This window comes from Collinsella sp. TF12-2AT (assembly GCF_003436735.1).
Classification (GTDB): Bacteria; Actinomycetota; Coriobacteriia; order Coriobacteriales; family Coriobacteriaceae; genus Collinsella.
This window is the reverse complement of record NZ_QSQK01000002.1, coordinates 170039-194624: the sequence shown is the minus strand read 5'-3', so window position 1 is coordinate 194624 and position 24586 is coordinate 170039. Positions and strand designations below refer to the sequence as shown.

Here is a 24586-nt window from a genome sequence, read left to right as displayed (position 1 = left end):
CGGAAACGTACAAGTCGTAAGAGCGACTGCTTATTTAGCGCGCTCGACGACCTCGATGAGGCGCCAACGCTTCATCTTGGACATAGGACGGGTCTCCATAACGCGGACGGTATCGCCCACGCCAGCCGTGCACTCCTCGTCGTGAGCGTGCAGCTTCTTGGAGCTGGTCATCATCTTGCCGTACTTGGGGTGACGCTTGCGCTCGGTGATGGTGACAACAATGGTCTTGGCACCGGAGACGGAGGTAACGACACCCGTACGGACCTTACGCGAGTTACGCGAATCAGTCATGTTCTCTCCTTAGGTCCTACTCGGCGACAGCGGACTTCTCCGCTGCGATCTCGCGGGCGCGCTGCTCCGTGAGGACGCGAGCGATGTCCTTCTTCACGGTGTTTACGCGAGCGGTGTTGTCCAGCTGGCTGGTGGCCATCTGGAAACGAAGGTTAAAGAGCTCGGCGCGCATTTCCTTCAGCTTCTCAACGAGCTGAGCGTCCGAGAGCTCACGAATCTCTGCGGGCTTCATTAGTTCTCCTCCTTGGCGGCGGCGGCGTCCTCAGCAGCCCACTTGGCCTCGAGAGCGGCCTCCTCAGCCATCTCCTTCTCGATGCGCTGCTCAGCGTTCTTAGCAGCAACAATCTTGGTCTTGATGGGAAGCTTGTGCTGTGCAAGACGCAGAGCCTCGCGAGCGACCTCCTCGGGCACGCCCTTGACCTCGAACATGATGCGGCCGGGCTTGACGACGGCCACCCACTCCTCGGGGTTACCCTTACCAGAACCCATGCGAGTCTCGGCAGGCTTCTTGGTGATGGGCTTATCGGGGAAGATCGTGATGTAGACACGACCGCCACGCTTCATGTAGCGGGTCATGGCAATACGAGCGGCCTCGATCTGACGGTTGGTGATCCAATGGGCCTCGAGAGCCTGGATACCAAACTCGCCGAAATGCAGCTCGGTATTACCCTTGGCCTGGCCCTTCATGGAGCCACGCTGCACCTTGCGGTGAAGAATACGCTTAGGGGCAAGCACTACTGACCCCTCCTCTCGGAGTTACGACGACGAGGACGGGAAGAGCCCTCGAGTGCAGGGTTGGGAACAGGCTGGCCCGGGAGCTTCTCGCCCAGGTAGATCCAGACCTTCACGCCGCAAGCGCCCATGGTGGTGCTGGCGACAGCCGTGCCGTAGTCGATCTTGGCACGGAGGGTGTGCAGAGGCACGCGACCCTCGCGGTACCACTCACGACGGCCCATCTCGGCACCGCCGAGACGACCGGAGCACTGGATACGGATGCCCTTAGCGCCGGCCTTGCGGGCAGACTGGACAGCCTTGCGCATAGCGCGACGGAAGGCAACGCGGCCCTCGAGCTGCTCGGCGATAGACTGAGCAACGAGGTTGGCGTCGAGCTCGGGGCGTTTGATCTCGACAACGTCGACGGAGAGCTGGCCCTTGGAGACGCCAGCGACCTTCTCGAGCTCGGTGCGGAGGGTATCGATCTCGGCACCCTTCTTACCGATGACAACGCCGGGGCGAGCGGTGAGGATGATGACCTTCACCTTGTCGCCAGCGCGCTCGATCTCGACGCGAGAGACAGCTGCGCGGGAAAGACGCTTCTCGAGGTACTTGCGGATCTCGAGATCGTTACCGAGGGTCTTAGCGTAATCCTTCTCTGCGAACCAGCGGGAGCGCCAGTTCTCGGTGATGCCAAGACGGAAGCCGGTGGGGTAGACTTTCTGACCCATACAGCCTTACGCCTCCTTTCGAGGAGCAACGACGACGGTGATGTGGGAAGTACGCTTCAGAATGCGAGAAGCGGAACCCTTGGCGCGGGGACGGATGCGCTTAAGCGTCGGACCCTCGTCAACATAGGCAGCGGCGACAACCAGGTTGTCGGCACGCAGACCGTTGTTGTTCTCGGCGTTCGCAACGGCGGAACGGAGAACCTTCTCGACATCCACGGCGACGGCGCGGTCGCAGAAGTGGAGGATGTCGAAGGCCTGAGCGACAGGCTTGCGGCGGATCAGATCGACCACCAGGCGGGCCTTGCTGGGGGAAACACGCACGTACTTAGCGACGGCGCGAACCTCGGTGGCCTCAGTTTCAATAGACTTAGTTGCCATTTACGGTTAACCCCCTATTTGGCCTTGTGGCCACGGAACGTACGAGTCGGCGCGAACTCGCCGAGCTTGTGACCAACCATGGACTCGGTAACATACACGGGCACATGCTTGCGGCCGTCGTGGACGGCGATGGTGTGACCAACCATCTCGGGGAAGATGGTGGACGCGCGGGACCAGGTCTTCACGACGTCCTTCTTGCCAGCCTCGTTCATCGCGGTGATACGCGAGAGAAGGCGAGTCTCCACGAACGGGCCCTTTTTGAGACTTCTGCTCATAAGTGCTTTCTCCTAAAACTCGGTATCCGAAATTACTTCTTACGGCGACGAATGATGTGCTGGTTCGAGACCTTCTTCTTCTTGCGCGTACGAAGGCCCTTCGTCGGCTTACCCCAGGGGGTAACAGAGGGACGACCAGAGGTGTGGTTCTTGCCCTCGCCACCGCCGTGCGGGTGGTCGACAGGGTTCATGACGGTACCGCGGACGGTCGGGCGCACGTTCATGTGACGCTTACGGCCGGCCTTGCCGATGACGATGTTGGCGTGATCGGCGTTGCCGACCTCACCGACGGTGGCGCGGCAGGTAACGAGGATGCGGCGCATCTCGGAGGAAGGCATACGGACGATAGCGTACTTGCCCTCCTTACCCATCAGCTGGCAGGAGTTACCGGCGGAACGGGCGATAGCAGCGCCCTTGCCCGGCTGGAACTCGACGGCGTGGATGAGCGTACCGACGGGGATGTCGGCGAGGGGCAGGGCGTTGCCCGGCTTGATGTCGGCGTCAGAACCGGACATGATGGTCTGACCGACCTCGAGGCCCTTGGGGGCCAGGATGTAGCGCTTCTCACCGTCAGCGTAGTGCAGCAGAGCGATGCGAGCGGAACGGTTCGGATCGTACTCGATCGTGGCAACCTTGGCGGGCACGCCGTCCTTGTTGCGCTTGAAGTCGATCACGCGGTAACGACGCTTCACGCCGCCGCCCTGGTGGCGGGTGGTGATGCGGCCGTTGTTGTTACGACCGGCCTTCTTGGGCAGGGGCTCGAGAAGGGACTTCTCGGGCTTGGTGCAGGTGATCTCAGAGAAATCGGAGATCGTCTGCCAACGCCTACCAGCGGAGGTCGGCTTAAGGTGCTTTACAGCCATTACAATCCCTTTCAATAGGAATCCGTTAGCCATCGCAGACAGGGATTCGAGGTTCTGCCTCGGGTGCGATGACACCGGACGTATACACGGTTCCGGGCGTGTCCATTTTATACGCCCGAAACCTTGAGCTCTCGCCTCCCCTATTTGGGAGGCATGAGCTCACTCAACAGCAGCGAGTCTTAGGCCTGGTTGCCAAAGACCTCGATGGTGTCGCCCTCGGCCAGCGTGACGATGGCCTTCTTCCAAGAACGGGTCTTGCCGGCGACATAGCGCACGCGCTTGGTCTTGGGCTTGACCGTCAAGGTGTTCACGCGAACGACCTTGACGCCGAAGATCTCCTCGACAGCGTCCTTGATCTGATACTTGTTAGCATCCTTGGCGACCTCGAACGTGTACTTGTTCTGCTCCATGCCGGAGAAGGAACGCTCGGACACGATCGGACGGATGATGATCTCGTGGGCGGTCATTTATGCAAGCACCTCCCCGAAGTGAGCGGCGATGTCGGCGGGCATCAGCACAGCGTTGTTGTTGACGAGATCGTAGGTGTTGGCCTCGTCAGCGGTGATGATGAACGTCTTGGGAATATTGCGGAACGACAGGTAGGCGTTGACGTCCTCATCGCGAACGATGATGGTCAGACGCTTGCCCTCAAGGCCAAGAGCCTTGAGCATGGCAACGGCAGCCTTGGTGGAAGGCTTCTCGAAGCCGTAGTCGTCGACGAGCACGAGCTCGCCATCGGCCAGCTTGGCGGACAGCGCGGAGCGCATAGCCAGCTTGACCTCCTTGTTGTTCATACGCTTAGCGTAGGAACGGGGCTTGGGGGCGAAGACAACGCCACCGTGACGCCACTGGGCAGCACGGATGGAACCCTGGCGGGCACGGCCGGTGCCCTTCTGACGCCAAGGCTTCTTGCCGCCACCGGAAACCTCAGAGCGGCCCTTAGCGGACTGGGTGCCCTGACGCCAAGAGGCCATCTGGCACTTGACGATGTGGTGCATAACGTGGATGTTCGGCTCGATGCCGTACACCTCAGCGGCGAGCTCGGCCTCGGCGACCTTCTTGCCCTCGCTGTTCTTTACTTCAAACTTTGCCATTTAAGTGTTCTCCTTGGTATGACGCTGGGCTAAATGGGCTGGGCCCTTAGGCCATACGGATGGCGACGAGACCATTCTTGGCACCCGGGACAGCGCCCTTGACCAAGATGAGGTTCTGCTCGACATCGATGCGGACAACGGAAAGGTTCTTGACGGTAACGCGCTCGTTACCCATGTGACCGGCCATCTTGACGCCCTTGAGGACGCGCGCAGGATAGGCGCACTGACCGATAGAACCGGGGTGACGCTGGAAGTGAGAACCATGCGTCATAGGACCGCGGCGCTGACCCCAGCGCTTGATGCGACCCTGGAAGCCCTTACCCTTGGAGGTACCGATGACGTCGACCTTCTCGACATCAGCGAAATCAGCGACGGTGACGACCTCGCCGACCTTGTGCTCCTCGCCGTTCTCGACGCGGACCTCACGAAGGAAGCGGACAGGCTCGACGCCGGCCTTGGCGAAGTGACCAGCCATGGGCTTGTTCACGTTCTTGGCCTTGATGTCGCCGAAACCGATCTGGACGGCGTCATAGCCGTCGGTTGCCTGAGTTTTAACCTGCGAGACAGCGCAGGGGCCAGCCTGGATGACCGTGACGGGAACGACGTTGTCGTCCTCGTCCCAAACCTGGGTCATGCCAATCTTGCGGCCGAGAATCATGCTGATCAAGATATGATCCCAACTCTCGCGTGGTCTTGGGACAATGCGTACACCACCGAGCGTACGCCCCTAGAGGACCACTACTTACACGACGTGCTCCCCAGTCTTGTATTGCGTCCGGACTACCTGACAACCCTATTAAGCAGGCATTTTGTCCAGCCAGAATACTCCCCTGGTTACACACAGCTGTTTAGTATACACGGCTGCGGGCGTATCCATCGAGATTCATATTTCACTCACATTGTTTACGCAGGTAAAGTGCGTGGAGTCGCCTGGGCTTGGCAGAGGGGCGGCGAAATATATTAAGTTTGCTGCTCTACAGTCCTGCGCAAGACGGAAAGCACATTAAGTGCTTTCCTTTGCGTGCGGAACTCGCGACAAACTTAATATATTTCGCCGCCCCTCTGCCAAGCTCGGGAGACGACACGTTGATGTCTGCTTAACTCTGCTCGCTCAGCTAATTACTTTGTTGAGGGTCCACTATTTGCTGGAGGGTGAACTGGCATTGCATTGGCTCGCCTTCTGCTTGTGGCTTTGCCTCTTCAAAACCGAAGATCATGATGGCGCAGTTGGGGAGTTTTGCTGGGAGCTCGAAGCCCTCTGGAGCTGCAGCCTTGATGAATTGGCGGCTGGCGCTGCCGTGGCTTACTGCTAAGAGGGTTTCGATGCCCTCGGAGCCCATGATATTGGTGAGGGTGGCTACCATGCGTTCTTGTAACGCTTTGCTTCCCTCTCCTCCGAAGGGGACCAGGTCCTCGCCCGGATCCCAGACGTCGGTGGGCAGGGCGTCGTGGGGGCCTTCTTCGAAGGTGCCGTAGCAGCGCTCGATGATGCCTTCGCAGGACTCGACTGCTGCGTCCGGGCCGAGGAGCTCGGTTGCGACGAGGCCTGCCGTGGCCATGGCTCGGCCCAAAGGTGAGGAGACCACTTTGTCGGGGACGACGTTGTGGGCTTTGAGCCATGCGGCTGCCATTCCCGCTTGTTTGCGGCCCAGGTCGGTCAAAGGTGAATCGCAGCGGCCCTGGACCAGCTTTTTGACGTTGAATTCCGTCTGGCCGTGACGGAGTAGATAGAGACGCTTCATGCTCTCCCCTTCTGCTTCGATAGCTTGCGTGGCGCAATCCTATTCGTGGGTATGCCCTACGTAGTCTTCGTCGATCGTAATCTTGGCAATCGACTTGGGATATTCCGATTCGACCCTCTGGGCCAGCGCGTGTTTTAGGTCCTCGGCATCCATGCTCAAATCCGAGGGACGCACGCAGTCAAAGATCACATTGGTGTGCGTGGGACCCGGCACGCAACGCAGATCGTGAATCGAAAGGCGGCTATCGATCTCTTGAGCCATAGCATTGATGCGCAGGCGCATGCTCGCCACATTTGAATCGTCGGTCACGATGGGATCGTAATGGAGCGTGACGATCATGCCGTCCTCGTCCCTAAACGACTGCTCTATGTTATCGAGCGTGTCATGACTTTCCAGCGGGCTGGCCTCGGCCGCCATCTCGGCGTGCGCACTTGCAAACTTCCTACCCGGACCGTAATCGTGAACCATCAGGTCATGAACGCCCAAAACGCCGGGGTAGCTCATGATCTTGTCTCGGATGTGTTTAACCAACTTGGGATCGGGTGCCTGGCCCAAAAGCGGACTCACCGTATCTTGGATAAGCTCAAAGCCGCTCCAGCCAATATAGGCGCCAACGGCAAGACCGACCCATGCGTCAAGATTGATGTGCGTCACCTGCGAAACAATTGCGCACGCCAGCACAGCACCCGTAGCAAGAACATCGTTCTTTGAGTCCTGAGCCGTCGCATGCAGCGTCTCGGACTCAATGCGATCACCGAGCTTTTGGTTGAGGGCCGCCATCCACAGCTTTACAACCATCGAAAGCGCCAGAACTGCCACCAGGGCAAGCGAGAACTCGACAGGTTCGGGGTGGATGATGCGCTCAAACGAGGACTTGATAAGCTCAAGGCCGATCAGCAGCACGAGCGCCGCCACGACCAGGCCAGAAAGATACTCGTAGCGACCATGTCCGTAAGGATGCTCGGGATCGGCCGGCTTGCTCGCCAGCTTAAAGCCCAGCACGCTCACGATATTCGAGCTGGCATCGGACAAGTTGTTCATGGCGTCCGCCACAATCGAAACCGATCCCGACAGCACGCCAATTGCGCCCTTCGCAGCACAAAGTGCAACATTAGCGAGAATACACACCACGCCCGTCAACGTGCCCACGCGCGCACGGTCACCCTGCGCACGACGAACAATCCACTCGACCATCTATATCCGCCCCCACGGCACTACCCATATATCTATTGCTCAAACGGATTGTAGTGTAGCCACTTTGTCCCCCAGATACAAAAGGCCGCAACCCACACGAGCCGCGGCCTTGGAACATGACAATGGAATCGTCCTTTTGTCGCACAGGTCTATGCGCTTGCTTCAGCAGCGCTCACCACTGTTTCGGGCGAATCGGCTTCGTCTTCTGCCGTCTGCTCCTTCGTCGGCACCACGCCAAAGCAGTAGCTCAGCGCCGCAGACACCGCAAATGCCGTGCCGCCGGCAGCGCAGCACCACAGCAGGTTCGAAATACCGCCCGTGGCAAAGCCAATGACCATGAGGACATTCGTCATGCCGATGGTATAGGCCGTAACGTGGCCCACGGCCGCAACAAGGCCTCCGACGGCGCCGCCAATGGCCATGCACGTCAGGCACCTGCCATATTTAAAGCCGCAACCGTACAGCGCCGGCTCGCTTACGCCGCCAAGCACGCCCGAGATTGAATAGCCCAGCATGAGCGCCTTCTCGTCCTCATTCGCAATGCGAAGCGCAGCGCCAAAGGGCATGCCCCAAACAGCGAACGTTGCCATTGTCGCGGCGATCAGGATGCACGAATCCGTTCCCACACTCATAAACTGCGCGTACGCAAGCGATAGGACAACATTGCTGACGCCCGCGATCTTTAGGAACTCCCAGCCAGCGGCAAGCCCCATAAGCGTGAGCAGCGACACGATGCCACCGGAATTGCCAAGCATAAACATAAGCTGGCCCAACAGCATGCCCAGATAGCTGCCCGCCGGCGCCGTAATGCACAGCGAAACCGGAACCATGACAAGCATGGTTGCAAACGGAACGAACGAAAACGCCACGGCCTTAGGGATAACGCGCTTAAAGAAACACTCCACTCGCCATAGCACGGGCACCGAGATGAGAACCGGAATAACAGTCGTCGTGTAATCGTTGACCGGCGCGGGAAGCAGACCATACACGGAAGTCATCGATGCCCCCGTCGTCGAGGCGGCATCAACGAGCTTAAGCAGATCGGGTGCAATCAATACGCCGCCCAGCATCATGCCCAGCTGCTCCGAGCAACCGAGCTGGCGGGCGGCCGCCCAACCAAGATAAATGGGCAAAAAGTAGTAGCCGGCGTTATAGAGCCAACTGTAGAACAGGCGATAGATTTCGGAATCGGCAGACCACAGGCCCAGCATCCCCTCGCCCATAATGACGGCGACGGTGCGGAACAACGCCGCGCAAACAATAAACGGCAGCGCCGACATCATGCTTTTGGACAGATAGTCCACCACGGCCATGGCGTTTGATGAAACCGTCGTTGCAAACGTGGTGTTGGAAACTTGTGACATGGAACGCCTTTCCCAATGTGACATGCGGGCTGCCCCTTTGTCACATCGTGCGGTACTGACCGATTGCGCGGTACTTTTCGTAGCGGAGGTTTGTGAGGGTCGCCTCGTCGAGCTGCCCAAGCGTATCGAAGGCATCAAATGCCGAGGACATGACGGCACCGGCGATCTCCTCATGCGACAGGCCCCTATCGTCAACAATGCCGTCGATGATGCCGAGCGCCAACAGATCGGGAGCCGTGAGCTTCAGCGCCTCGGCGGCCTCATTCGCGCGGTCGGTATCCTTCCATAGGATCGACGCACAGGCCTCGGGGCTCACGACCGAATAGGCCGAGCTCGAGAGCATCAGGATGCGGTCGGCCACGGATAGCGCCAGCGCGCCACCAGAGCCGCCCTCGCCTGTCACCACCGAGACAATCGGCGTCTTAAGGCCGCTCATCTCCATGAGATTCTGGGCAATCGCCTCGCCCTGGCCGCGTTCCTCGGCACCGATGCCGCAAAACGCGCCCGAAGTATCGACCAGGCACAGAACCGGTCGACCAAACTTTTCGGCCTGGCGCATAAGGCGACGCGCTTTGCGGTAGCCCTCGGGATGTGCCATGCCAAAGTTGCGACGCATGCGCTCTTTGGTCGTGGTGCCGCGCTCGATGGCGATGACCGTTACGGGGCGCCCGTCTTTCCAGCCAATGCCAGCCACCACAGCGGCGTCGTCGCCAAAGTAGCGGTCGCCGTGCAGCTCCACAAATCCATCCAGGCCCAGCGAGATCATCTCGCCTGCCGTGGCGCGATCTGCCGAGCGGGTCTGTTTGACAATCTCGAGCGCGGTTTTTGGTGCGGCCGAGCGCTTAAACAAGTGTCCCAGCTTTTTGCCGCGGCGACCCGTATGCACAATCTCATGCGGTGCCCCCAGGCCGGGTGCGTGTCCTTTGTGCAACGCCAGCAGCTCGCCTACCGTGAGCGCAATCTCGCCACGCGGAACAACGGCATCGCAAAAGCCGTGCTCCAGCAAAAACTCGGAACGCTGGAACCCCTTGGGCAAGCGCTTATGCATGTTCTGCTCGATCACGCGCGGGCCGGCAAATGCCGTCAGGGCATCGGGCTCGGCCAGGATAATGTCGCCCTCCATGGCAAAGCTCGCGGTTACGCCGCCGGTCGTGGGGTCGGTGAGCACCGTGATATACAGGCCGCCCGCCTCGCTGTGGCGCCTAACCGCCGCAGAAATCTTGGCCATCTGCATAAGCGATGTCACGCCCTCTTGCATGCGCGCACCACCCGAAACGGTAAAGCCGACAACTGGCAATCCCAGCTCGATCGCATGCTCAAATGTGCGGCAGATCTTCTCGCCCACCACGGAGCCCATCGAGCCCATCATAAAGTTGGCATCCATAAAGAAGAGCGCCGTATCGCAGCCGCAGATTTTACCCCTGCCGCACACAACGGCATCGCGCTCGCCCGAACGCTCGACCGCGCCCTTGAGCTTGTCTGCATAACCGGGAAACGAGAGGAAGTCCTCCGACGCCAGATTGGCATCCCATTCCTCAAACGTGCCCTCGTCAACCGTCATGCGCATACGGTCGCGCCCGCTCACGCGAAAATGCTTGCCGCAACGAGGGCAGACCTCAAGGTTGTCGTGCAGGCGCGCCTCATCGATCACACGACGGCACTCCGGGCACTTGATAAACACGTGGCGCGCGGGAAACTCGGCGCACGACTCGGTCATCGGCCCCTCGAGGACGTTGACCGTCTTCGCTTTTCTATTCATCAGCATAGAGATGCCCCATCAGATCGGTGTGGTACATGCCCGACAAGAACTCATCGTTTGCCAGCACGTCGAGCTGCAGTTCGCTGTTTTCGCTCACGCCCTCAATCACGAGCTCGCCCAGGGCCGAGCGCATCTTGCGAATGGCGCCGTCACGCGTGGGCGCACACACGATGAGCTTGCCAAGCATGGAGTCGTAGTACGGCGGAACTTTCGCACCGGTAAACATGGCGGAATCCCAGCGCACGCGCGGACCACCCGGCACACGCAACGCGGTGACCGTTCCGCATGACGGCAGAAAGTCCGGCGTTTCGGCATTGATGCGGCACTCCATGGCGTGGTTGCGGACCGGCATGTCCTCCTGCTCAAAGGGCAGAGGCTGGCCGGCTGCCACGCGCAGCTGCCACTTGACCAAGTCGGTATCGGTCACAAACTCCGTAACCGGATGCTCCACCTGCAAGCGCGTGTTCATTTCCATAAAGTAGAAATTGCCGTCGTCCGAATACAGGAACTCGATGGTACCGGCTCCTTCGTAGCCGACGGCACGAGCCAGGTCACGCGCTGCCTTGTGCATGCGAGCACGAATGTCGTCGTGTCCGTCGAGGCACGGCGCGGGGCTCTCCTCGATTAGCTTTTGGTTGCGCCGCTGCACCGAGCACTCGCGCTCGCCGAGCGAAAACACATGGCCCTGCTTATCGGCCATAATCTGCACCTCAACGTGATGCGCCGGCGCGACGAACTTCTCCATGTAGCACTCGCCGTCGCCAAAAACGGCCTCGCCCTCGGCACGCGCCTCGATGAACGCCTTTGCCGCATCTTCCACGCGCTCGACCTTGCGAATGCCGCGACCGCCGCCACCTGCACGCGCCTTAATAAGCACGGGGCAGCCAATGCGCTCGGCCTCGGCCGTCGCCTCCTCGGGGCTTTTGAGCAAATCGCAGCCCGGTACGATGGGCACGCCCGCCGCGGCAGCCGTTCGACGTGCGGCGTCCTTGTCGCCCATGCTGTCGATCACCTCGGCCGAAGGACCGACAAACGCCAGGCCATACTTGTCGCAGTCGCGCACGAAGCTCGCCTTCTCGGAGAAAAAGCCGTAGCCGGGATGAATTGCCTTAGCTCCCGACTTTACGGCACAGGTAAGCACGGCATCGTCGTTGAGGTAGCTCTCGGCAAGACGCGGGCCGCCGATGCAATACGCCTCGTCGGCAAGCTGCACGTGCAGCGCGTCCGCATCGGCCGTGGAATAAACAGCGACGGTCTTGATGCCCATATCACGGCACGCGCGGATAACACGGACCGCGACTTCGCCGCGGTTGGCGATGAGCACTTTATCGAACATGAAGCCTTCCTTAACTTTCGTGCATGAGTGCAAAAGACATATCGGCGCGGCAGCAAACCTCACCGTTGACGCTCGCAGTACCCGTCGCAAAGCGGAACGGCCCGCGCGCACGCGTGATGGAGCACACCAGATCCACCGTGTCGCCCGGGCGCACCGGACGCTTAAAGCGCACCTTGTCCAGACTCGTGTAGAACGGCGTCGCGCCGCGCGCCTCCTCATCGCCCATCAGCAGCACGCAGCAGTTCTGGGCGAGCATCTCGCACTGAATCACGCCGGGGACGACCGGGTTTCCCGGAAAATGCCCCTGCAAAAAGTACTCGTCGCCCGTAATCGTGATCTTGCCGTGGGCCTCCTCGCCCACCAGCTCGGCTTCGTCGAGCAAAAGCATCGGCTCGCGATGCGGTAACAGTTCTTTAAGCTCTTCTTTGTTCATGGATATCACCTATCCGATCCTCATGAGGCAACTGCCAAACTCCACGAGGTCGCCGTCGGCCACGCAGATCTCGAGCACCTCGCCATCCGCCTCTGCCGTCACCTCGTTGAGAACCTTCATGGCCTCGATGATGCAGAGGGTCTCGCCGGCCTTGACCTTGGAGCCCACGTGCACAAACGGCTCGTCGCCCGGCGCCGGGGCAGCGTAGAAAACGCCGACCATGGGAGCGGTCACCTCGGTGCCCTTGGGCTCCGATGCGGCGGCAGGCGCCTGCGCGGCGGGCTCCGGTGCGGCAGGCGCGACTGTGGGAGCTGCAACTGGAGCGGCCATAGCGCTCGGCATGGGCATGGGCACGGCAACCGGCTGTGCGGCGCTCGCGCGCTCGAGTTCGACCGCGGTGCCATCGGGCTCCTCAACGCGCACGCGCGTGAGGCCGCGGTCCTCCATCACATCGGCTATCTCGGCAAGTCTTTTGGAATCCATGCTCTAGCTCCTTGCATATCTACGCAGCGCGATGGCGGCGTTGTGCCCGCCAAAGCCCAGATTGGTCGAAAGCGCCCAGGTAAGGTCGGCGCGAACTGCGCGATTGGGCGTGTAGTCAAGATCGCAGGCGGGATCGGGCGTGTGGTAGTTAATAGTCGGCGGCACCACACCCTGCTCGAGCGCCATGGCACAGGCCATGACCTCGATGGCACCCGTGGCGCCGATCATATGGCCGGTCATCGACTTGGTCGACGAGACGTGCGCGGCGCGCGCCGCATCCTCGCCGAGTGCTCGCTTGATGCCCGCCGTCTCGGACGAATCGTTGAGTTTGGTCGAGGTGCCGTGAGCGTTGATGTAGAGGCCCTCAGAAGGCTTAACGTCGCCCTCGGCCACCGCCAGCGATATCGCACGGGCGATACCTGCCGCGTCCGGGTCGGGACTCGTGATGTGGTAGGCGTCATCGGTGTTGCCGTAGCCCACGACCTCGGCGTAAATGTGCGCACCGCGGGCCTGTGCGTGCTCCATACCCTCGAGCACGAGCACGCAGGCGCCCTCGCCCATCACAAAGCCGTCGCGGTCTGCATCGAACGGGCGGCAAGCCGTCGCGGGATCGGGGTTGGTGGTCAATGCGCGGCAGGACGTAAAGCCCGCAACGGCATCGGGGATAATGGCGGCCTCGGCGCCGCCGGCCAGGATTGCATCGGCATAGCCGTGCTTGATGGCGCGGAACGCCTCGCCCACCGCATGGGCAGAAGTCGCGCAGGCGGTCACGACGGGCAGGGTCGGGCCCTTTGCCTTATGGCGAATCGCAATGTTGCCCGAAGCCATGTTGGGAATCATCATCGCAATCATGTAGGGCGATGCGCGACGAGGCCCGCGATCGGCAATCGTATGGACGTTGTCGACAAGCGTCTGCATGCCGCCCACGCCCGAGCCCACATAGACACCCAGGCGATCGCGATCGACCGCGCCCTCAACATCGAGGCCCGCATCGTGCATGGCCTCGTCCGACGCCGCCATCGCAAACTGAACACAGGGGTCGAGATGCTTGGCGTCATGCTTGCCAAAGTAATCGTTGCCGTCAAAACCCTTGACCTCGGCCGCCACCTTGACGGCAAATGCATCGGTATCAAAGTGCGTGATCGGACCGATGCCACACGTTCCGGCGCACATGGCCGCCCAGGTGGCAAGCGCGGTGTTGCCGAGCGGCGACACGGCACCTATGCCGGTGATTGCAACTCTCTGTTCCATCATGGTCTCCTCATCCAAGCCGCTTACCCGGCTTGCTTTCTACATCGCCATTCCGCCGTCGACGCGTATGACTTCGCCCGTAATGTAAGCGGCCGCATCGCTCGCTAAAAAGCGCACCACACCGGCCACCTCCTCGGGCTGCGCCATACGCTTAAGGGGAATCTGCTCCTCGGTTGCCGCACGCACCTTATCCGAGAGCTTTGCCGTCATATCCGTCTCGACAAACCCGGGGGCGACCGCGTTCACCCGTACGCCGCGAGGCGCAAGCTCGCGCGCCACCGCCTTGGTCAGGCCGATCACGCCCGCCTTGGAGGCCGCGTAGTTGGCCTGTCCGGCATTGCCCATCAGGCCCACGACCGAGCTCATGTTGACGACGCAGCCGCCGCGCTGGCGCATAAAGGTCTTGGTGAGTGCGCGTGTCGTGTTAAACGTTCCTTTTAGATTGACATCGAGCACGCGATCGAAGGCGTCGTCGCCCATGCGCATGAGCAGCCCATCGCGAGTGATCCCGGCATTGTTGACGAGCACCCAAATAGAGCCAAAGTCGTTGAGAACCGCTTCCGCGCACGCGTTGACGGCATCGGAGTCGGCCACATCGCATTGATACGCGCGCGCCGTGGCGCCAGCGGCCTCGCAGGCTTCGCACGTCTCGCGCGCCGCATCGACGCTACCGGCATAGACGACGGCGATATCAAAGCCGTCCTCCGCCAGGCCAACCGCACAAGCGCGGCCGATACCACGCGAGCCGCCCGTGATCAGTGCCACACGACGCGAATCGTTGCGCTCGAGCGCGCCGTTGTTCAAGTTGCCCATGTCATTCCTTTCGGGTTACAGCCCTGTGGACTATGCGAGCTCGTCGGCAATAGCTGCGACCTGCTCGGCCGTCTCGCACGAATACACACGAACGTCGCTCAACGTACGCTTGATCAGGCCGGACAGCGTTTTGCCGGGGCCGACCTCAATAAATGTGTCGATGCCTTGATCCTGCAGAGCATGCAGCGTATCGACCCAGCGCACGGCATGGCTCACCTGATTGGCCAAGACATCCGATGCCGTCTGGGGGTCCGCCGGATAGGGCGCCGCTGTCATATTTGCCAAAACAGGAATGAGCAACGGGGACGGCGCGTGACCGGCCTCAATATATGCGGCAAGGCCACAGGTCGCCTCGGCCATATAGGGGCTATGAAATGCACCCGACACCGCGACCTTCATGGCGCGGCCGCCAGCCTCTTTTACTAGGACGTCGAGGGTCTGCAGCGCATCGGGCGCTCCGGCCACAACCGTCTGCTGGGGACTGTTGTAGTTGACCGGCCAGCAGTCCTCGCCGGCCTGCGCAGCCAGGTTCTCGACTTGCGCAGCATCAAGTTTGATGACGGCGCGCATGCCGCCAGGGTGACGCTCGGCCGCCGTGGCCATCAATGCCGCGCGCTCACACACGAGCTCAAAACCCGCTCGCGTATCGAATGCCCCCGCAAAGCTGAGTGCGGAGACCTCGCCCAGCGAAAATCCCGCACAGGCGGCAGGCACCACGCCGCGCTCGCGCAGGGCGACGGCGACAGCCAAGTCGTGCACGAACACGCAGGGCTGCGTGTTCTCGGTCTGCGAGAGCTCCTCCTTGGAGGCGCTCCGGCACTGCTCGCTCGTCCCCGGGCGCACCTCATCGGCAATGGCGAACACCTCGGCGGCCGCCGGCGATTTCTCGATCAAGTCGACGCCCATCGCGGGGTGCTGGGCACCCTGGCCGGCAAACAAAAACGCTACGCCACCCATGCACACGCACCCTTCAGGACGTGCTCGGCGCCATCGACCAGGTCGTCAACGATTTCGCGTGCGCTCTGGCGTTCGTTGACCATGCCGGCAATCTGTCCACACAAAAACGAACCCTCTTCGTAGTTGCCGTCCTTGGCGGCCTTACGCAGCGCACCGGTTCCCATAGCACCGAGCTCCTCGGCACTCGCGCCGGAACCCTCGCTCTTGGCATAGGCGTTGGTGAAGGGGCTCTTGAGGGCGCGCACTGGATGTCCCGTCGAGCGACCGGTCGCACGCGTCGAAGTGTCGTTGGCCTTCAGGACCATCTCTTTGTACTGTTCGGATACGGTGCACTCGTTTGCGACCAGAAAGCGTGTTCCCACCTGGACGCCAGCGGCGCCAAGCATAAAGGCCGCTGCCACGCCGCGACCATCGGCGATACCGCCAGCTGCCACAACGGGGACATCGACCGCGTCGACAACCTGCGGAACGAGCGCCATCGTCGATGTCTCGCCAATATGTCCACCCGATTCGGTGCCTTCGGCAACCACGGCGGTGGCCCCACGACGCGCCACGAGACGCGCCAGCGCCACCGAGGCAACGACCGGGATGACCTTGATGCCGGCGTCGTTCCAAGCCTTCATGTACTTGGTGGGATTGCCGGCACCCGTCACGACGACCGGCACCTGCTCGTCAATCACAACCTGCGCGACCTGGTCGGCAAACGGGCTCATAAGCATGACGTTCACACCAAAGGGCTTATCCGTCTTGGTGCGCAGCTCGTGAATCTGATCGCACAGCCAGTTGGAGTCGGCATTCATGGCCGCGATGATTCCCAACCCGCCGGCCTCGGACACGGCCGATGCCAGCGAGGCATCGGCAATCCAGGCCATGCCGCCCTGGAACACGGGCTTTTCGATGCCGAGCAGCTCGCAGAGAGGAGTCTTGAGCATCTCTACTTCTCCAATGCCGCCTCGACCGTATCGGCGAACTCGCCGACCGTCTTGGGGTTCTCCTCGGTATCGAGCTGGATGCCAAACTCGTCCTCAACGGCGACGAGGATCTCGACGGTGCCCAGACTGTCGAGACCAATCTCCTCGAGCGTGGACTCGGGCTTCATCTCGACGTCGTCAAGACCGGCGGTCTCGCGGATAACATCGCAAACGCGCTCGAAGGTCTTCTGATCTGCCATGGTAGTTCTCCTTTGTTTGTGCCCTAGGGGCGTTTTTATTACCTATGTGCGACTACTTCCAACGAAGTAGATAGCCACCTATATCCAGACCGGCGCCAAATCCAACGAGGGCGATGGTGTCGCCCGTGTGAAGTGCACCGGCGTTTGCCAGCCGGTCGAGGGCAAGCGGAATGCATGCGCTCGAAATGTTGCCGGTCTCGCGCAGCGTTCGAACCACGCGCTTGTCTGGCACACCGAGGCGCTTGACCGCCTGACTCAGGATTCGTTCGTTAGCCTGATGGAATACAAAATGGTCGATGTCCTCGACCGAAATGCCCGCATCGCTCGCAAGCTTATGGACCGTGTCGCAAATCGCGTTGACGCCGAACTTGAACACGCGGCGGCCATTCATGGACAGCACGCTCTCGCTATCTGCGGAGGCCTTAAACGGCGAGGTGCCGACCAGACCGGGAACGCACAACGTCTCGACGTCGGGCGCCGTCGAAAGCTCAACGGCAAGGGGGCTGTCTCCCCCAGCCTCAATCACCGCGGCGCCTGCCCCATCGCCAAAGAGCACACAGGTGGCGCGGTCGGTCCAGTCGAGCGCGCGCGTCATCTGCTCGGCGGCAACGACAAGCACATGCTTGGCTCGTCCTCGGGCGATATAGCCCTCGGCGACATCGAGCGCAAATACGAAGCCGGCGCAGGCAGCCGAGACATCGAAAGCAGGGCACGTCGCGCCCAGTCGCTCAGCAACGGCACACGCCTCAGCGGGAACAAGGTGGTCACCCGTCGTCGTCGAGCAGACGATCAGATCCAGCTGGCTCGCGTCGATTCCGGACACCTGGAGTGCCCGCTCGCTCGCCGCTACGGCAAGGTCATCAAGTGACTCGGTGGTGCATACATGGCGGCTCTTGATACCTGTGCGGGTAAAAATCCACTCATCCGAGGTATCGAGGAACTCGGACAGCTCGTCATTGGAAACACTGCGCTTAGGAAGCGCCGAGCCTGTTCCAAGAATCGTGAAACCCATCACTAACCTCCTTTGAGTTGTTGACGTGTTTACATCGACCAAGAGAGGATAGCGCAATTTAGTCGTTGTTGACGTGTTAACATTAAATTGTCCAAATGCGACAAAGGCTTCACATTGTGTCTATCTCTCGACACCATTGCACGATTGCTTTATTAACTTAGGAGGTAGCAGCCGTTATGGATGCCAAATTAACGATAGTCGACGTAACCGGATCGACCAACGATGACCTGCTCGAAGCAGGAAAACAGGGAGCGACGCACGGCACAGGACTTGCCGCCCGGGCTCAGACAGCAGGACGCGGCCGGCGCGGCCACAAGTGGGATTCAACCGCCGGCAACCTATTGCTTTCGATTGTCCTGCGTCCATGCGTTAATCCTGCAAAGTACTCTGGTCTTGCCGCCGTCAGCGGCCTAGCGGTGCTCGAGGCGCTCGGAAAGCAGGGTCTTGCAAACGAGATTGGTCTCAAATGGCCCAACGACCTGGTCGCGCGAGGACGCAAGCTCGGCGGCATTCTGGTCGAGGCCGCACGCGATAACGAAGGCAGGCCCTTCGCCGTCTGCGGCATTGGCGTCAACGTAAACTATGTGCCCTCGGAGGTTCCCGATGGCGGGCTGGCGGCAATCGGCCTCTCGGATCTCAACAAGAATGTTCCCACGGTCGATACGCTGCTCGATGCGGTCTACCATGCGGTCGTTGAGGGTGTAGACACTTGGGAGAAGTGCCTTAATACAATGGAGAGTAGCGTCGGCCCGCTTGCGCCCATCCTCGATGATTATGTCGCCCGCCTCAATTGGATTGGGAACCACGTAATTGCCCGCTCCCCCGCTGGAGAAGAGCTGGCGCGAGGAATATTCAGAACGGTCGACGATTATGGTCGCGCGAACATCGAGACGGAGGGCGGGCTCCGCGCATTCCACTTCGAAGAAGCATCCTTGCGCCCTTTGAGCGCATAGGGTGCCAAAGCCATCCTCTCAGCAGCATTATTCGCCTCTTAAAACCTAAGCTCAAAACAAAAGGGCCCCGCTACCGTAACGGCAGCGGGGCCCTTTAAGCTATGAGCGATATCGCTTAGAGCTTGATGTCGATGTCGACGCCAGCGGGGAGGTCGAGACGCATGAGCGAATCAACGGTGCCCGAGGTGGGGTCGAGGATGTCGATGAGACGCTTGTGGGTGCGCATCTCGAACTGCTCACGGGAGTCCTTGTTCACGTGCGGCGAGCGGATAACCGTGTACAGGTTGCGCTCGGTGGGCAGGGGGACAGGACCGGAAACGCGAGCGCCGGTCTTCTGAGCGGTCTCGACGATGAGCTTCGCGGACTGATCGACGACCTCGTGATCATAGCCCTTGAGGCGAATGCGGATCTTCTGGGTAGCCAACTTAAACCTCCAAAGAGTGCGAGAGATGCTCTCGCGGATTACGTAACAGGGAGCTCGAACTTAGGCGTTCTTGCTCATGACCTCGTCCACGATGGACTTGGGCGCGGGCTCATAAGAGTCGAACTGCATCGTGTAGGATGCACGGCCCTGGGTCTGGGAGCGAAGGTCGGTAGCGTAACCGAACATCTCGCCCAGCGGCACCTTGGCACGGATGAGCTTGCTGTTCTTGCGATCCTCCATGCCCTCGATCTTGCCGCGGCGACCGGAGAGGTTGCCCATAACGTCGCCCATGTACTGCTCGGGGGTCTCGACCTCGACAGCCATGATCGGCTCGAGCAGCTGCGGGTCGGACTTCTTGAGGGCGTCCTTGATAGCCATGGAACCGGCGATCTTAAAGGCGGCCTCGGAGGAGTCGACCTCGTGGTAAGAACCGTCGAACAGGGTGACCTTGACGTCGAGGACCGGGAAGCCGGCGATAACACCGGTGTTCAGGGCCTCCTGGATGCCCTTGTCGATGGACGGGATGTACTCCTTGGGCACGACGCCGCCGACGATAGCGTTGACGAACTCGTAGCCGAAGCCCTCCTCCATCTTCTCGAGCTTGATGACGGCGTGGCCGTACTGACCGCGACCACCGGACTGACGGACGAACTTGCCCTCAGCCTTCTCGACGTCGTGACCAGCGGTCTCGCGGTAGGCGACCTGGGGCTTACCGACGTTAGCGTCAACCTTGAACTCGCGGAGCAGACGGTCGACGATGATCTCGAGGTGCAGCTCGCCCATGCCGGCGATGATGGTCTGGCCGGTCTCGTGGTTGGTGGACACCTGGAAGGTCGGGTCCTCCTCGGCGAGCTTGGTCAGAGCCAGGGACATCTTGTCCTGCTCGGCCTTGGTCTTGGGCTCGATGGCAACGTCGATAACGGGCTTAGCGAACTCGATCTTCTCGAGGACGATCTCCTTGCCCTCGGCGCACAGGGTGTCACCGGTGGTGGAGTTCTTGAAGCCGACGCAAGCGACGATGTCGCCGGCGGCAGCGTCGTCACGGTCGATACGCTCGGCGGCGTTCATCTCGAGGATGCGGCCGAGGCGCTCGCGCTGACCGTTGGAAGCGTTGACCACGTAGGAGCCGGACTCGGCGCGGCCGGAGTAAACGCGGACGTAGGTGAGCTTACCGACGAACGGGTCGGTCATGATCTTGAAGACCAGGCCGGAGAAGGGCTCGTCGAAGGAAGGATGACGCTGGATCTCCTCGCCGGTGTCCGGATCGGTACCGGTGACAGCCTCGACGTCGAGCGGGCTGGGCAGGTAGTCGACGACAGCGTCGAGCAGCTCCTGGACGCCCTTGTTCTTGTAGGCGGAGCCCACGAAGACGAGGTTGAGCTCATTGGCCAGAACGCCCTTGCGCAGAGCAGCCTTGAGCTCCTCGACGGTGAAGTCCTCCTCCATGAGGATCTTCTCCATGAGCTCGTCGTCAAAGCTGGCAGCAGCGTCGAGGAGCTCCTCGCGCTTGGTGGCAGCGATGTCGGCAAACTCAGCCGGGATCTCGTCCATCGGCTCAGGGTAGGTCATGCCCTTCTCGTCGGCCTTGAAGTCCCATGCAGTCATGGTAACGAGGTCGATGACGCCCCAGAAGTTGTCCTCGGCGCCCATCGGGACCTGAGCGGCCACGGCGTTAGCGTCGAGACGATCCTTCATGGTCTCGATAGCGTTGAAGAAGTCAGCGCCCACGCGGTCATACTTGTTGATGAAGGCGATGCGGGGGACGTTGAAAGTAGAAGCCTGACGCCAAACGGTCTCAGACTGGGGCTGAACGCCGGCAACGGCGTCAAAGACGGCAACAGCGCCATCGAGGACGCGCAGGCAGCGCTCGACCTCGGCGGTGAAGTCAACGTGGCCCGGGGTGTCGATGATCTGGATGCGGTAGTCCTTACCGTCCTTGTTCCAGAAGCAGGTGGTAGCAGCGGAGGTAATGGTTACGCCGCGCTCCTGCTCCTGAACCATCCAGTCCATGGTGGCAGCGCCCTCATGAACCTCACCGATCTTGTGGGTCTTACCGGTGTAGTAAAGAATACGCTCGGTCGTGGTGGTCTTACCGGCATCGATGTGAGCCATGATGCCGATGTTACGGGTATCGGAAAGCTTGTACTTAGGCTTAGCCATGTTAGTTCCTTACCTTAACTTACCAACGATAGTGAGAGAACGCGCGGTTGGCCTCGGCCATCTTGAAGACGTCCTCACGCTTCTTGACGGAAGCGCCCAGGCCGTTGGAGGCGTCGAGGATCTCGTTGGCGAGACGCTCGGCCATGGTCTTCTCCTTGCGAGCGCGGGAGAAGTTGACGATCCAGCGGATACCCAGAGCGGTGGAACGACGGGAGTTGACCTCCATCGGGACCTGATAGGTAGCGCCACCGACACGCTTGGGCTTAACCTCGAGCGTGGGCTTGACGTTGTCCATAGCCTTCTTGAAGGTAGCGAGAGCGTCGCCACCCTCGGACTTCTCGGCAACGATCTCGAAAGCGGTGTAAACGATGCGCTCAGCGGTGGCCTTCTTGCCGTCAAGAAGGACCTTGTTGATGAGCTGAGTCACCAGGCGGTTGTTGTAAACGGCGTCAGGCTGAACCTCACGACGATTAGCTGCTGCACGACGCGGCATGTGAAATCTCCTTAAGTGTCTACCGTGCGGCGCTTAGGCGGCACGCGGCGAAAGTATCAAAACGTTATCTGGCTTATTTAGCCTTGGGGCGCTTAGCACCGTACTTGGAACGGGCCTGCATACGGTTCTGGACCGGAGCAGCGTCGTAGGCGCCACGGATGACGTGATAACGGACACCAGGGAGGTCACGGACACGACCGCCGCGGACGAGCACGATGGAGTGCTCCTGCAGGTTGTGGCCCTCACCCGGGATGTAAGCGGTAACTTCGATGCCGTTGACAAGGCGAACACGGGCAACCTTACGAAGAGCCGAGTTCGGCTTCTTGGGGCTCGTGGTGAAGACGCGGGTGCACACGCCGCGCTTCTGGGAGTTGTGCTGCAGAGCAGCGTTCTTGGACTTCTTGGGCACGGAACGACGGCCCTGGCGAACCAGCTGGTTAATAGTAGGCAAAGCGTACTCCTTCTCGAATGATTCCAGCTTTCTGTAAAGTGCAACGGCTTGAATCGAGGGGTCAGCATCCCCCTACGAAACACGCAGTTCGATAGGATACGTGGCGTTAGCTGTGTCGTCAACAGACCACGCCGCCGGGCGTATCCCAAAATTGGCACATTTCCGCAAAGCCTACACAAAAGGAATCCCCTCCTGTGCGCGCTGGCGGATCCCCGGCCCGGGCGGGCCGCCCGGGCCGGGGATCCGACGTGCTCGTCGGGGCAACGTTACCTGCCAAAAAGGGACAGGTTTATTTTGGTCGGTTTTATCTGGGAAAACGCCGCTCTTCACGGTGATCCGCATCCATTTGCCACGTTCTTCCGAGAATCAGACAAATAGCGTTCAATCTAACCGCCCATTTAACGCTAAAAAGGCCGCTTCCCCTCTTGGGAAGCGGCCTAGACCTTACGAATAGACGATGGTAAAGGGTACTTTCGTTTCGGTCTCCCCCGTTGATGTGTACCTCGCGCCCTCGAGGGTTACCGAGACCACTTGATCGACATCAATCAACTTCGTTGGCACCCAAATGTTCTCTCCGCTATTGCGTGCCATCGAAACATAGAAATTGTACGCCCCTGCGTCGTCATCTTCGATAATCTGCTCTGACCCATCCTTGTAGGTGACGGTCAGTTTATGATCAACTGCTTCATAGCCCAGATCATCGATGTGCGTCTGGATGGAAAACGGGCTAATCTCGAGAGGCGAGTCATCGGAGCGGAGTTCTTTTGTATCGACGTGCGCTCCGACGTTAAACTCTGGCGTCGATACCTCGATCACCTTCGCATCCTCACCTTTGCCCTCCGTCCAACTGATATTCCAGGTGACCGCATGTCGTAAATCTCGATCGCGATTCCAAGATGCAAAGTACATCGTGCCGTTAATGACCGTGTCGCTTGATGTGTCTTTATCAATGGTGCAGCGTGTATCAGCCCATTCCTCGCCGAAGTTCATGCTGGGTGTACTGACGCCCCCTTCTTCTTCACCATAGAGAACAAGTTCGCCAAGCTCTGCCGCCGGCTTGTAGTAGTTAACGCCATTCGGATTGGACAATGTAAACGTCACAGCACCGCAACCGTTCTCGTCGATTGCCATCTCATGAATGTCGAGCGTATAGCCGTTGCCCTCGACGGACAGATTGACCTTCTGGACTGCACCCTCCAGGCTTTGGGGCGCGATACCATCACCAAACTCTCTGGTGTAGGTATATTTCGTCCCCGACGAGCCGCCATTTGTCCAGGTAACGGACTCTCCGTTGCCATGGTTTCCCCAGGCAGAGGCAAAATAACTGGAATTGACAACAGCGTAGGCGACCCCTCCGGTCGCCAGCACTCCGGCAAGACATCCGATTACGGCAACATACAGAGGCTTCGCGTGACCCTTTCGGCGAAGCGGCTCGCCAGCAGCGGCATAAAGAACACGGTCAGCAAGATCGCTATCGGCTTGGACGGACTCGAAGGCCTGCTTGATCTGGTTGGATTTCACGGTCGCCCTCCTCTAGGATGAACTTGAGCTTCGATCTGCCGCGAGCTAAACGCGTTCGAACGGTCGCGGCTGGCACATGCAGTAACTCGGCAATTTCTGAAGTCGAGAAGCCCAGATAGTAATAGAGCACGATGGAGATACGGAATCGTTCCGGAAGCCGCATGACGTCTAATAGGACGGCCTTGGTCTCGTCCTGCGCCGCCAAGAGCGAATCGGTCAGATTCTCGATATCCTCCACGCGCCTCCACGGTTTTCGAAAGAGAGACTTGCATTCATTGATCGTGACCCGGATAAGCCAGCGGCGAAGATGTTCCCAACTTTCAAAGTGTCCATCGCTTTTAAGCAACTTAAGAAAGACATCTTGGGCAATATCGTCGGCATCGGCGCGATCGCGCAGGTACGTCAAGGCGATCCGAAACACGACATCACGGTGGTCTTCAACCGCCTGTCTAAAAGCTTGTTCTTCCATAATCACCTCCCGGTGACGCTGATGGTTCTTGATGAGGTCCTCACCATAGATACGCTTTGGCCGAACGAAATGTTTCAAATCCAAGCAGGAAAAACCTACCAAAATAAACCTGTCCCTTATTGGCAAGGGATCAACGGAACGCAACAGGTTGAGCATACGCAAGCGAGCGGCCCCCAGAGCGTACAAGGTGGCATGAAAAAGGCAGGGCATTGACCTTTTGGTCATGCCCTGCCTTTTGAATGACAGATTGTAGC

General features: G+C 60.1%; 30 protein-coding genes and 1 pseudogene. 2 read left to right on the top strand and 29 right to left on the bottom strand.

The genetic code is table 11. From position 1 onward, the window contains the following. Nucleotides 1–30 precede the first annotated feature (30 nt). From rpsQ to DXD24_RS02650, 23 genes and pseudogenes are all read right to left on the bottom strand, one after another. Nucleotides 31–291, bottom strand: coding sequence for a 30S ribosomal protein S17 (rpsQ, locus tag DXD24_RS02760; RefSeq protein ID WP_006235040.1), 261 nt, complete (start codon nucleotides 289–291; stop codon nucleotides 31–33). 16 nt (nucleotides 292–307) lie between these two features. Continuing rightward, nucleotides 308–523, bottom strand: coding sequence for a 50S ribosomal protein L29 (gene rpmC / locus DXD24_RS02755; RefSeq protein ID WP_006235039.1), 216 nt, complete (start codon nucleotides 521–523; stop codon nucleotides 308–310). Between the two features lie 107 nt (nucleotides 524–630). Continuing rightward, nucleotides 631–1026, bottom strand: a pseudogene (gene rplP, locus DXD24_RS02750) (50S ribosomal protein L16); the annotation flags it as partial. After that, nucleotides 1026–1736, bottom strand: a complete 711-nt coding sequence (gene rpsC / locus DXD24_RS02745) for a 30S ribosomal protein S3 (protein WP_006235037.1) — start codon at nucleotides 1734–1736, stop codon at nucleotides 1026–1028. The pseudogene rplP and the gene rpsC, both read right to left, overlap by 1 nt. Before the next feature lie 6 nt (nucleotides 1737–1742). Next, the gene (rplV, locus tag DXD24_RS02740) at nucleotides 1743–2114 is read right to left on the bottom strand and encodes a 50S ribosomal protein L22 (protein WP_006235036.1); all 372 of its coding nucleotides are present in this window, start codon (nucleotides 2112–2114) and stop codon (nucleotides 1743–1745) included. 14 nt (nucleotides 2115–2128) lie between these two features. After that, entirely contained in the window at nucleotides 2129–2389 is a 261-nt protein-coding gene (gene rpsS / locus DXD24_RS02735) for a 30S ribosomal protein S19 (protein ID WP_006235035.1), read from the bottom strand. 32 nt (nucleotides 2390–2421) lie between these two features. Further along, nucleotides 2422–3252, bottom strand: a complete 831-nt coding sequence (gene rplB, locus DXD24_RS02730) for a 50S ribosomal protein L2 (RefSeq protein ID WP_055250219.1) — start codon at nucleotides 3250–3252, stop codon at nucleotides 2422–2424. 179 nt (nucleotides 3253–3431) lie between these two features. Then, a complete protein-coding gene (gene rplW, locus DXD24_RS02725; RefSeq protein WP_006235033.1) occupies nucleotides 3432–3719 on the bottom strand; it encodes a 50S ribosomal protein L23 in 288 nt (95 codons plus the stop codon). Next, complete coding sequence (gene rplD, locus DXD24_RS02720; protein WP_006235032.1) at nucleotides 3720–4346, bottom strand: 50S ribosomal protein L4; 627 nt, start codon at nucleotides 4344–4346, stop codon at nucleotides 3720–3722. 46 nt (nucleotides 4347–4392) lie between these two features. After that, nucleotides 4393–5013: a 50S ribosomal protein L3 gene (rplC, locus tag DXD24_RS02715; RefSeq protein ID WP_117646102.1), complete on the bottom strand. Its 621-nt coding sequence runs from the start codon at nucleotides 5011–5013 to the stop codon at nucleotides 4393–4395. Between the two features lie 448 nt (nucleotides 5014–5461). Beyond that, the gene (locus DXD24_RS02710) at nucleotides 5462–6088 is read right to left on the bottom strand and encodes a histidine phosphatase family protein (protein ID WP_117646101.1); all 627 of its coding nucleotides are present in this window, start codon (nucleotides 6086–6088) and stop codon (nucleotides 5462–5464) included. Between the two features lie 39 nt (nucleotides 6089–6127). Then, on the bottom strand, nucleotides 6128–7282 hold the full coding sequence (locus DXD24_RS02705) for a cation diffusion facilitator family transporter (protein ID WP_117646100.1): 1155 nt from the start codon (nucleotides 7280–7282) through the stop codon (nucleotides 6128–6130). Nucleotides 7283–7431: 149 nt separating this feature from the next. Next, on the bottom strand, nucleotides 7432–8646 hold the full coding sequence (locus DXD24_RS02700; protein WP_158550127.1) for a PTS transporter subunit EIIC: 1215 nt from the start codon (nucleotides 8644–8646) through the stop codon (nucleotides 7432–7434). Nucleotides 8647–8686: 40 nt separating this feature from the next. Next, the gene (gene accD / locus DXD24_RS02695; protein WP_117646098.1) at nucleotides 8687–10411 is read right to left on the bottom strand and encodes an acetyl-CoA carboxylase, carboxyltransferase subunit beta; all 1725 of its coding nucleotides are present in this window, start codon (nucleotides 10409–10411) and stop codon (nucleotides 8687–8689) included. Next, the gene (locus DXD24_RS02690) at nucleotides 10398–11741 is read right to left on the bottom strand and encodes an acetyl/propionyl/methylcrotonyl-CoA carboxylase subunit alpha (protein WP_035137491.1); all 1344 of its coding nucleotides are present in this window, start codon (nucleotides 11739–11741) and stop codon (nucleotides 10398–10400) included. The genes accD and DXD24_RS02690 overlap by 14 nt, the downstream gene beginning before the upstream one ends. A gap of 10 nt (nucleotides 11742–11751) precedes the next feature. After that, complete coding sequence (gene fabZ, locus DXD24_RS02685) at nucleotides 11752–12174, bottom strand: 3-hydroxyacyl-ACP dehydratase FabZ (RefSeq protein ID WP_117646097.1); 423 nt, start codon at nucleotides 12172–12174, stop codon at nucleotides 11752–11754. A gap of 9 nt (nucleotides 12175–12183) precedes the next feature. Then, on the bottom strand, nucleotides 12184–12657 hold the full coding sequence (gene accB / locus DXD24_RS02680) for an acetyl-CoA carboxylase biotin carboxyl carrier protein (protein ID WP_117646096.1): 474 nt from the start codon (nucleotides 12655–12657) through the stop codon (nucleotides 12184–12186). A gap of 3 nt (nucleotides 12658–12660) precedes the next feature. Then, nucleotides 12661–13908: a beta-ketoacyl-ACP synthase II gene (gene fabF, locus DXD24_RS02675; protein ID WP_117646095.1), complete on the bottom strand. Its 1248-nt coding sequence runs from the start codon at nucleotides 13906–13908 to the stop codon at nucleotides 12661–12663. A gap of 39 nt (nucleotides 13909–13947) precedes the next feature. Further along, entirely contained in the window at nucleotides 13948–14721 is a 774-nt protein-coding gene (gene fabG / locus DXD24_RS02670) for a 3-oxoacyl-[acyl-carrier-protein] reductase (RefSeq protein WP_117646094.1), read from the bottom strand. Nucleotides 14722–14751: 30 nt separating this feature from the next. After that, on the bottom strand, nucleotides 14752–15678 hold the full coding sequence (locus DXD24_RS02665; RefSeq protein ID WP_117646093.1) for an ACP S-malonyltransferase: 927 nt from the start codon (nucleotides 15676–15678) through the stop codon (nucleotides 14752–14754). After that, on the bottom strand, nucleotides 15666–16610 hold the full coding sequence (locus DXD24_RS02660) for a nitronate monooxygenase (protein ID WP_117646092.1): 945 nt from the start codon (nucleotides 16608–16610) through the stop codon (nucleotides 15666–15668). The genes DXD24_RS02665 and DXD24_RS02660 overlap by 13 nt, the downstream gene beginning before the upstream one ends. Nucleotides 16611–16612: 2 nt before the next feature. Beyond that, on the bottom strand, nucleotides 16613–16849 hold the full coding sequence (locus DXD24_RS02655) for an acyl carrier protein (protein ID WP_006235019.1): 237 nt from the start codon (nucleotides 16847–16849) through the stop codon (nucleotides 16613–16615). 52 nt (nucleotides 16850–16901) lie between these two features. After that, complete coding sequence (locus DXD24_RS02650; RefSeq protein ID WP_117646091.1) at nucleotides 16902–17861, bottom strand: 3-oxoacyl-ACP synthase III family protein; 960 nt, start codon at nucleotides 17859–17861, stop codon at nucleotides 16902–16904. A gap of 176 nt (nucleotides 17862–18037) precedes the next feature. On the opposite strand from DXD24_RS02650, the gene DXD24_RS02645 reads away from it, so the two are divergent. Continuing rightward, entirely contained in the window at nucleotides 18038–18814 is a 777-nt protein-coding gene (locus DXD24_RS02645; protein ID WP_117646090.1) for a biotin--[acetyl-CoA-carboxylase] ligase, read from the top strand. A 115-nt stretch (nucleotides 18815–18929) separates the two neighbouring features. Here DXD24_RS02645 and rpsJ read toward each other — a convergent pair whose 3' ends face one another. The 6 genes from rpsJ to DXD24_RS02615 form a co-directional block, all read right to left on the bottom strand. Next, nucleotides 18930–19238, bottom strand: coding sequence for a 30S ribosomal protein S10 (gene rpsJ, locus DXD24_RS02640; protein ID WP_022094184.1), 309 nt, complete (start codon nucleotides 19236–19238; stop codon nucleotides 18930–18932). A gap of 60 nt (nucleotides 19239–19298) precedes the next feature. Continuing rightward, a complete protein-coding gene (fusA, locus tag DXD24_RS02635; protein ID WP_022094183.1) occupies nucleotides 19299–21398 on the bottom strand; it encodes an elongation factor G in 2100 nt (699 codons plus the stop codon). Between the two features lie 19 nt (nucleotides 21399–21417). After that, a complete protein-coding gene (gene rpsG / locus DXD24_RS02630) occupies nucleotides 21418–21891 on the bottom strand; it encodes a 30S ribosomal protein S7 (protein WP_006235013.1) in 474 nt (157 codons plus the stop codon). 73 nt (nucleotides 21892–21964) lie between these two features. Continuing rightward, nucleotides 21965–22342 carry a 30S ribosomal protein S12 gene (gene rpsL, locus DXD24_RS02625; RefSeq protein ID WP_006235012.1) on the bottom strand — a complete coding sequence of 126 codons (378 nt, stop codon included), beginning with the start codon at nucleotides 22340–22342 and terminating at the stop codon, nucleotides 21965–21967. 444 nt (nucleotides 22343–22786) lie between these two features. Next, a complete protein-coding gene (locus DXD24_RS02620; RefSeq protein ID WP_117646089.1) occupies nucleotides 22787–23863 on the bottom strand; it encodes a DUF4179 domain-containing protein in 1077 nt (358 codons plus the stop codon). Further along, complete coding sequence (locus DXD24_RS02615) at nucleotides 23814–24332, bottom strand: RNA polymerase sigma factor (RefSeq protein ID WP_233502311.1); 519 nt, start codon at nucleotides 24330–24332, stop codon at nucleotides 23814–23816. The genes DXD24_RS02620 and DXD24_RS02615 overlap by 50 nt, the downstream gene beginning before the upstream one ends. Here DXD24_RS02615 and DXD24_RS10155 point away from each other — a divergent pair. After that, entirely contained in the window at nucleotides 24225–24545 is a 321-nt protein-coding gene (locus DXD24_RS10155) for a hypothetical protein (RefSeq protein WP_199407968.1), read from the top strand. The two genes, DXD24_RS02615 and DXD24_RS10155, sit on opposite strands and share 108 nt — an antisense overlap. Nucleotides 24546–24586: the final 41 nt, after the last annotated feature.

Bases quoted from the DNA above. Each gene is read 5' to 3' on its own strand.
- rpsQ (WP_006235040.1), bottom strand. From the start codon at position 291: ATGACTGATTCGCGTAACTCGCGTAAGGTCCGTACGGGTGTCGTTACC.
- rpmC (WP_006235039.1), bottom strand. From the start codon at position 523: ATGAAGCCCGCAGAGATTCGTGAGCTCTCGGACGCTCAGCTCGTTGAG.
- rpsC (WP_006235037.1), bottom strand. From the start codon at position 1,736: ATGGGTCAGAAAGTCTACCCCACCGGCTTCCGTCTTGGCATCACCGAG.
- rplV (WP_006235036.1), bottom strand. From the start codon at position 2,114: ATGGCAACTAAGTCTATTGAAACTGAGGCCACCGAGGTTCGCGCCGTC.
- rpsS (WP_006235035.1), bottom strand. From the start codon at position 2,389: ATGAGCAGAAGTCTCAAAAAGGGCCCGTTCGTGGAGACTCGCCTTCTC.
- rplB (WP_055250219.1), bottom strand. From the start codon at position 3,252: ATGGCTGTAAAGCACCTTAAGCCGACCTCCGCTGGTAGGCGTTGGCAG.
- rplW (WP_006235033.1), bottom strand. From the start codon at position 3,719: ATGACCGCCCACGAGATCATCATCCGTCCGATCGTGTCCGAGCGTTCC.
- rplD (WP_006235032.1), bottom strand. From the start codon at position 4,346: ATGGCAAAGTTTGAAGTAAAGAACAGCGAGGGCAAGAAGGTCGCCGAG.
- DXD24_RS02710 (WP_117646101.1), bottom strand. From the start codon at position 6,088: ATGAAGCGTCTCTATCTACTCCGTCACGGCCAGACGGAATTCAACGTC.
- DXD24_RS02705 (WP_117646100.1), bottom strand. From the start codon at position 7,282: ATGGTCGAGTGGATTGTTCGTCGTGCGCAGGGTGACCGTGCGCGCGTG.
- DXD24_RS02700 (WP_158550127.1), bottom strand. From the start codon at position 8,646: ATGTCACAAGTTTCCAACACCACGTTTGCAACGACGGTTTCATCAAAC.
- accD (WP_117646098.1), bottom strand. From the start codon at position 10,411: ATGCTGATGAATAGAAAAGCGAAGACGGTCAACGTCCTCGAGGGGCCG.
- DXD24_RS02690 (WP_035137491.1), bottom strand. From the start codon at position 11,741: ATGTTCGATAAAGTGCTCATCGCCAACCGCGGCGAAGTCGCGGTCCGT.
- fabZ (WP_117646097.1), bottom strand. From the start codon at position 12,174: ATGAACAAAGAAGAGCTTAAAGAACTGTTACCGCATCGCGAGCCGATG.
- accB (WP_117646096.1), bottom strand. From the start codon at position 12,657: ATGGATTCCAAAAGACTTGCCGAGATAGCCGATGTGATGGAGGACCGC.
- fabF (WP_117646095.1), bottom strand. From the start codon at position 13,908: ATGGAACAGAGAGTTGCAATCACCGGCATAGGTGCCGTGTCGCCGCTC.
- fabG (WP_117646094.1), bottom strand. From the start codon at position 14,721: ATGGGCAACTTGAACAACGGCGCGCTCGAGCGCAACGATTCGCGTCGT.
- DXD24_RS02665 (WP_117646093.1), bottom strand. From the start codon at position 15,678: ATGGGTGGCGTAGCGTTTTTGTTTGCCGGCCAGGGTGCCCAGCACCCC.
- DXD24_RS02660 (WP_117646092.1), bottom strand. From the start codon at position 16,610: ATGCTCAAGACTCCTCTCTGCGAGCTGCTCGGCATCGAAAAGCCCGTG.
- DXD24_RS02655 (WP_006235019.1), bottom strand. From the start codon at position 16,849: ATGGCAGATCAGAAGACCTTCGAGCGCGTTTGCGATGTTATCCGCGAG.
- DXD24_RS02650 (WP_117646091.1), bottom strand. From the start codon at position 17,861: ATGGGTTTCACGATTCTTGGAACAGGCTCGGCGCTTCCTAAGCGCAGT.
- DXD24_RS02645 (WP_117646090.1), top strand. From the start codon at position 18,038: ATGGATGCCAAATTAACGATAGTCGACGTAACCGGATCGACCAACGAT.
- fusA (WP_022094183.1), bottom strand. From the start codon at position 21,398: ATGGCTAAGCCTAAGTACAAGCTTTCCGATACCCGTAACATCGGCATC.
- rpsG (WP_006235013.1), bottom strand. From the start codon at position 21,891: ATGCCGCGTCGTGCAGCAGCTAATCGTCGTGAGGTTCAGCCTGACGCC.
- DXD24_RS02615 (WP_233502311.1), bottom strand. From the start codon at position 24,332: ATGGAAGAACAAGCTTTTAGACAGGCGGTTGAAGACCACCGTGATGTC.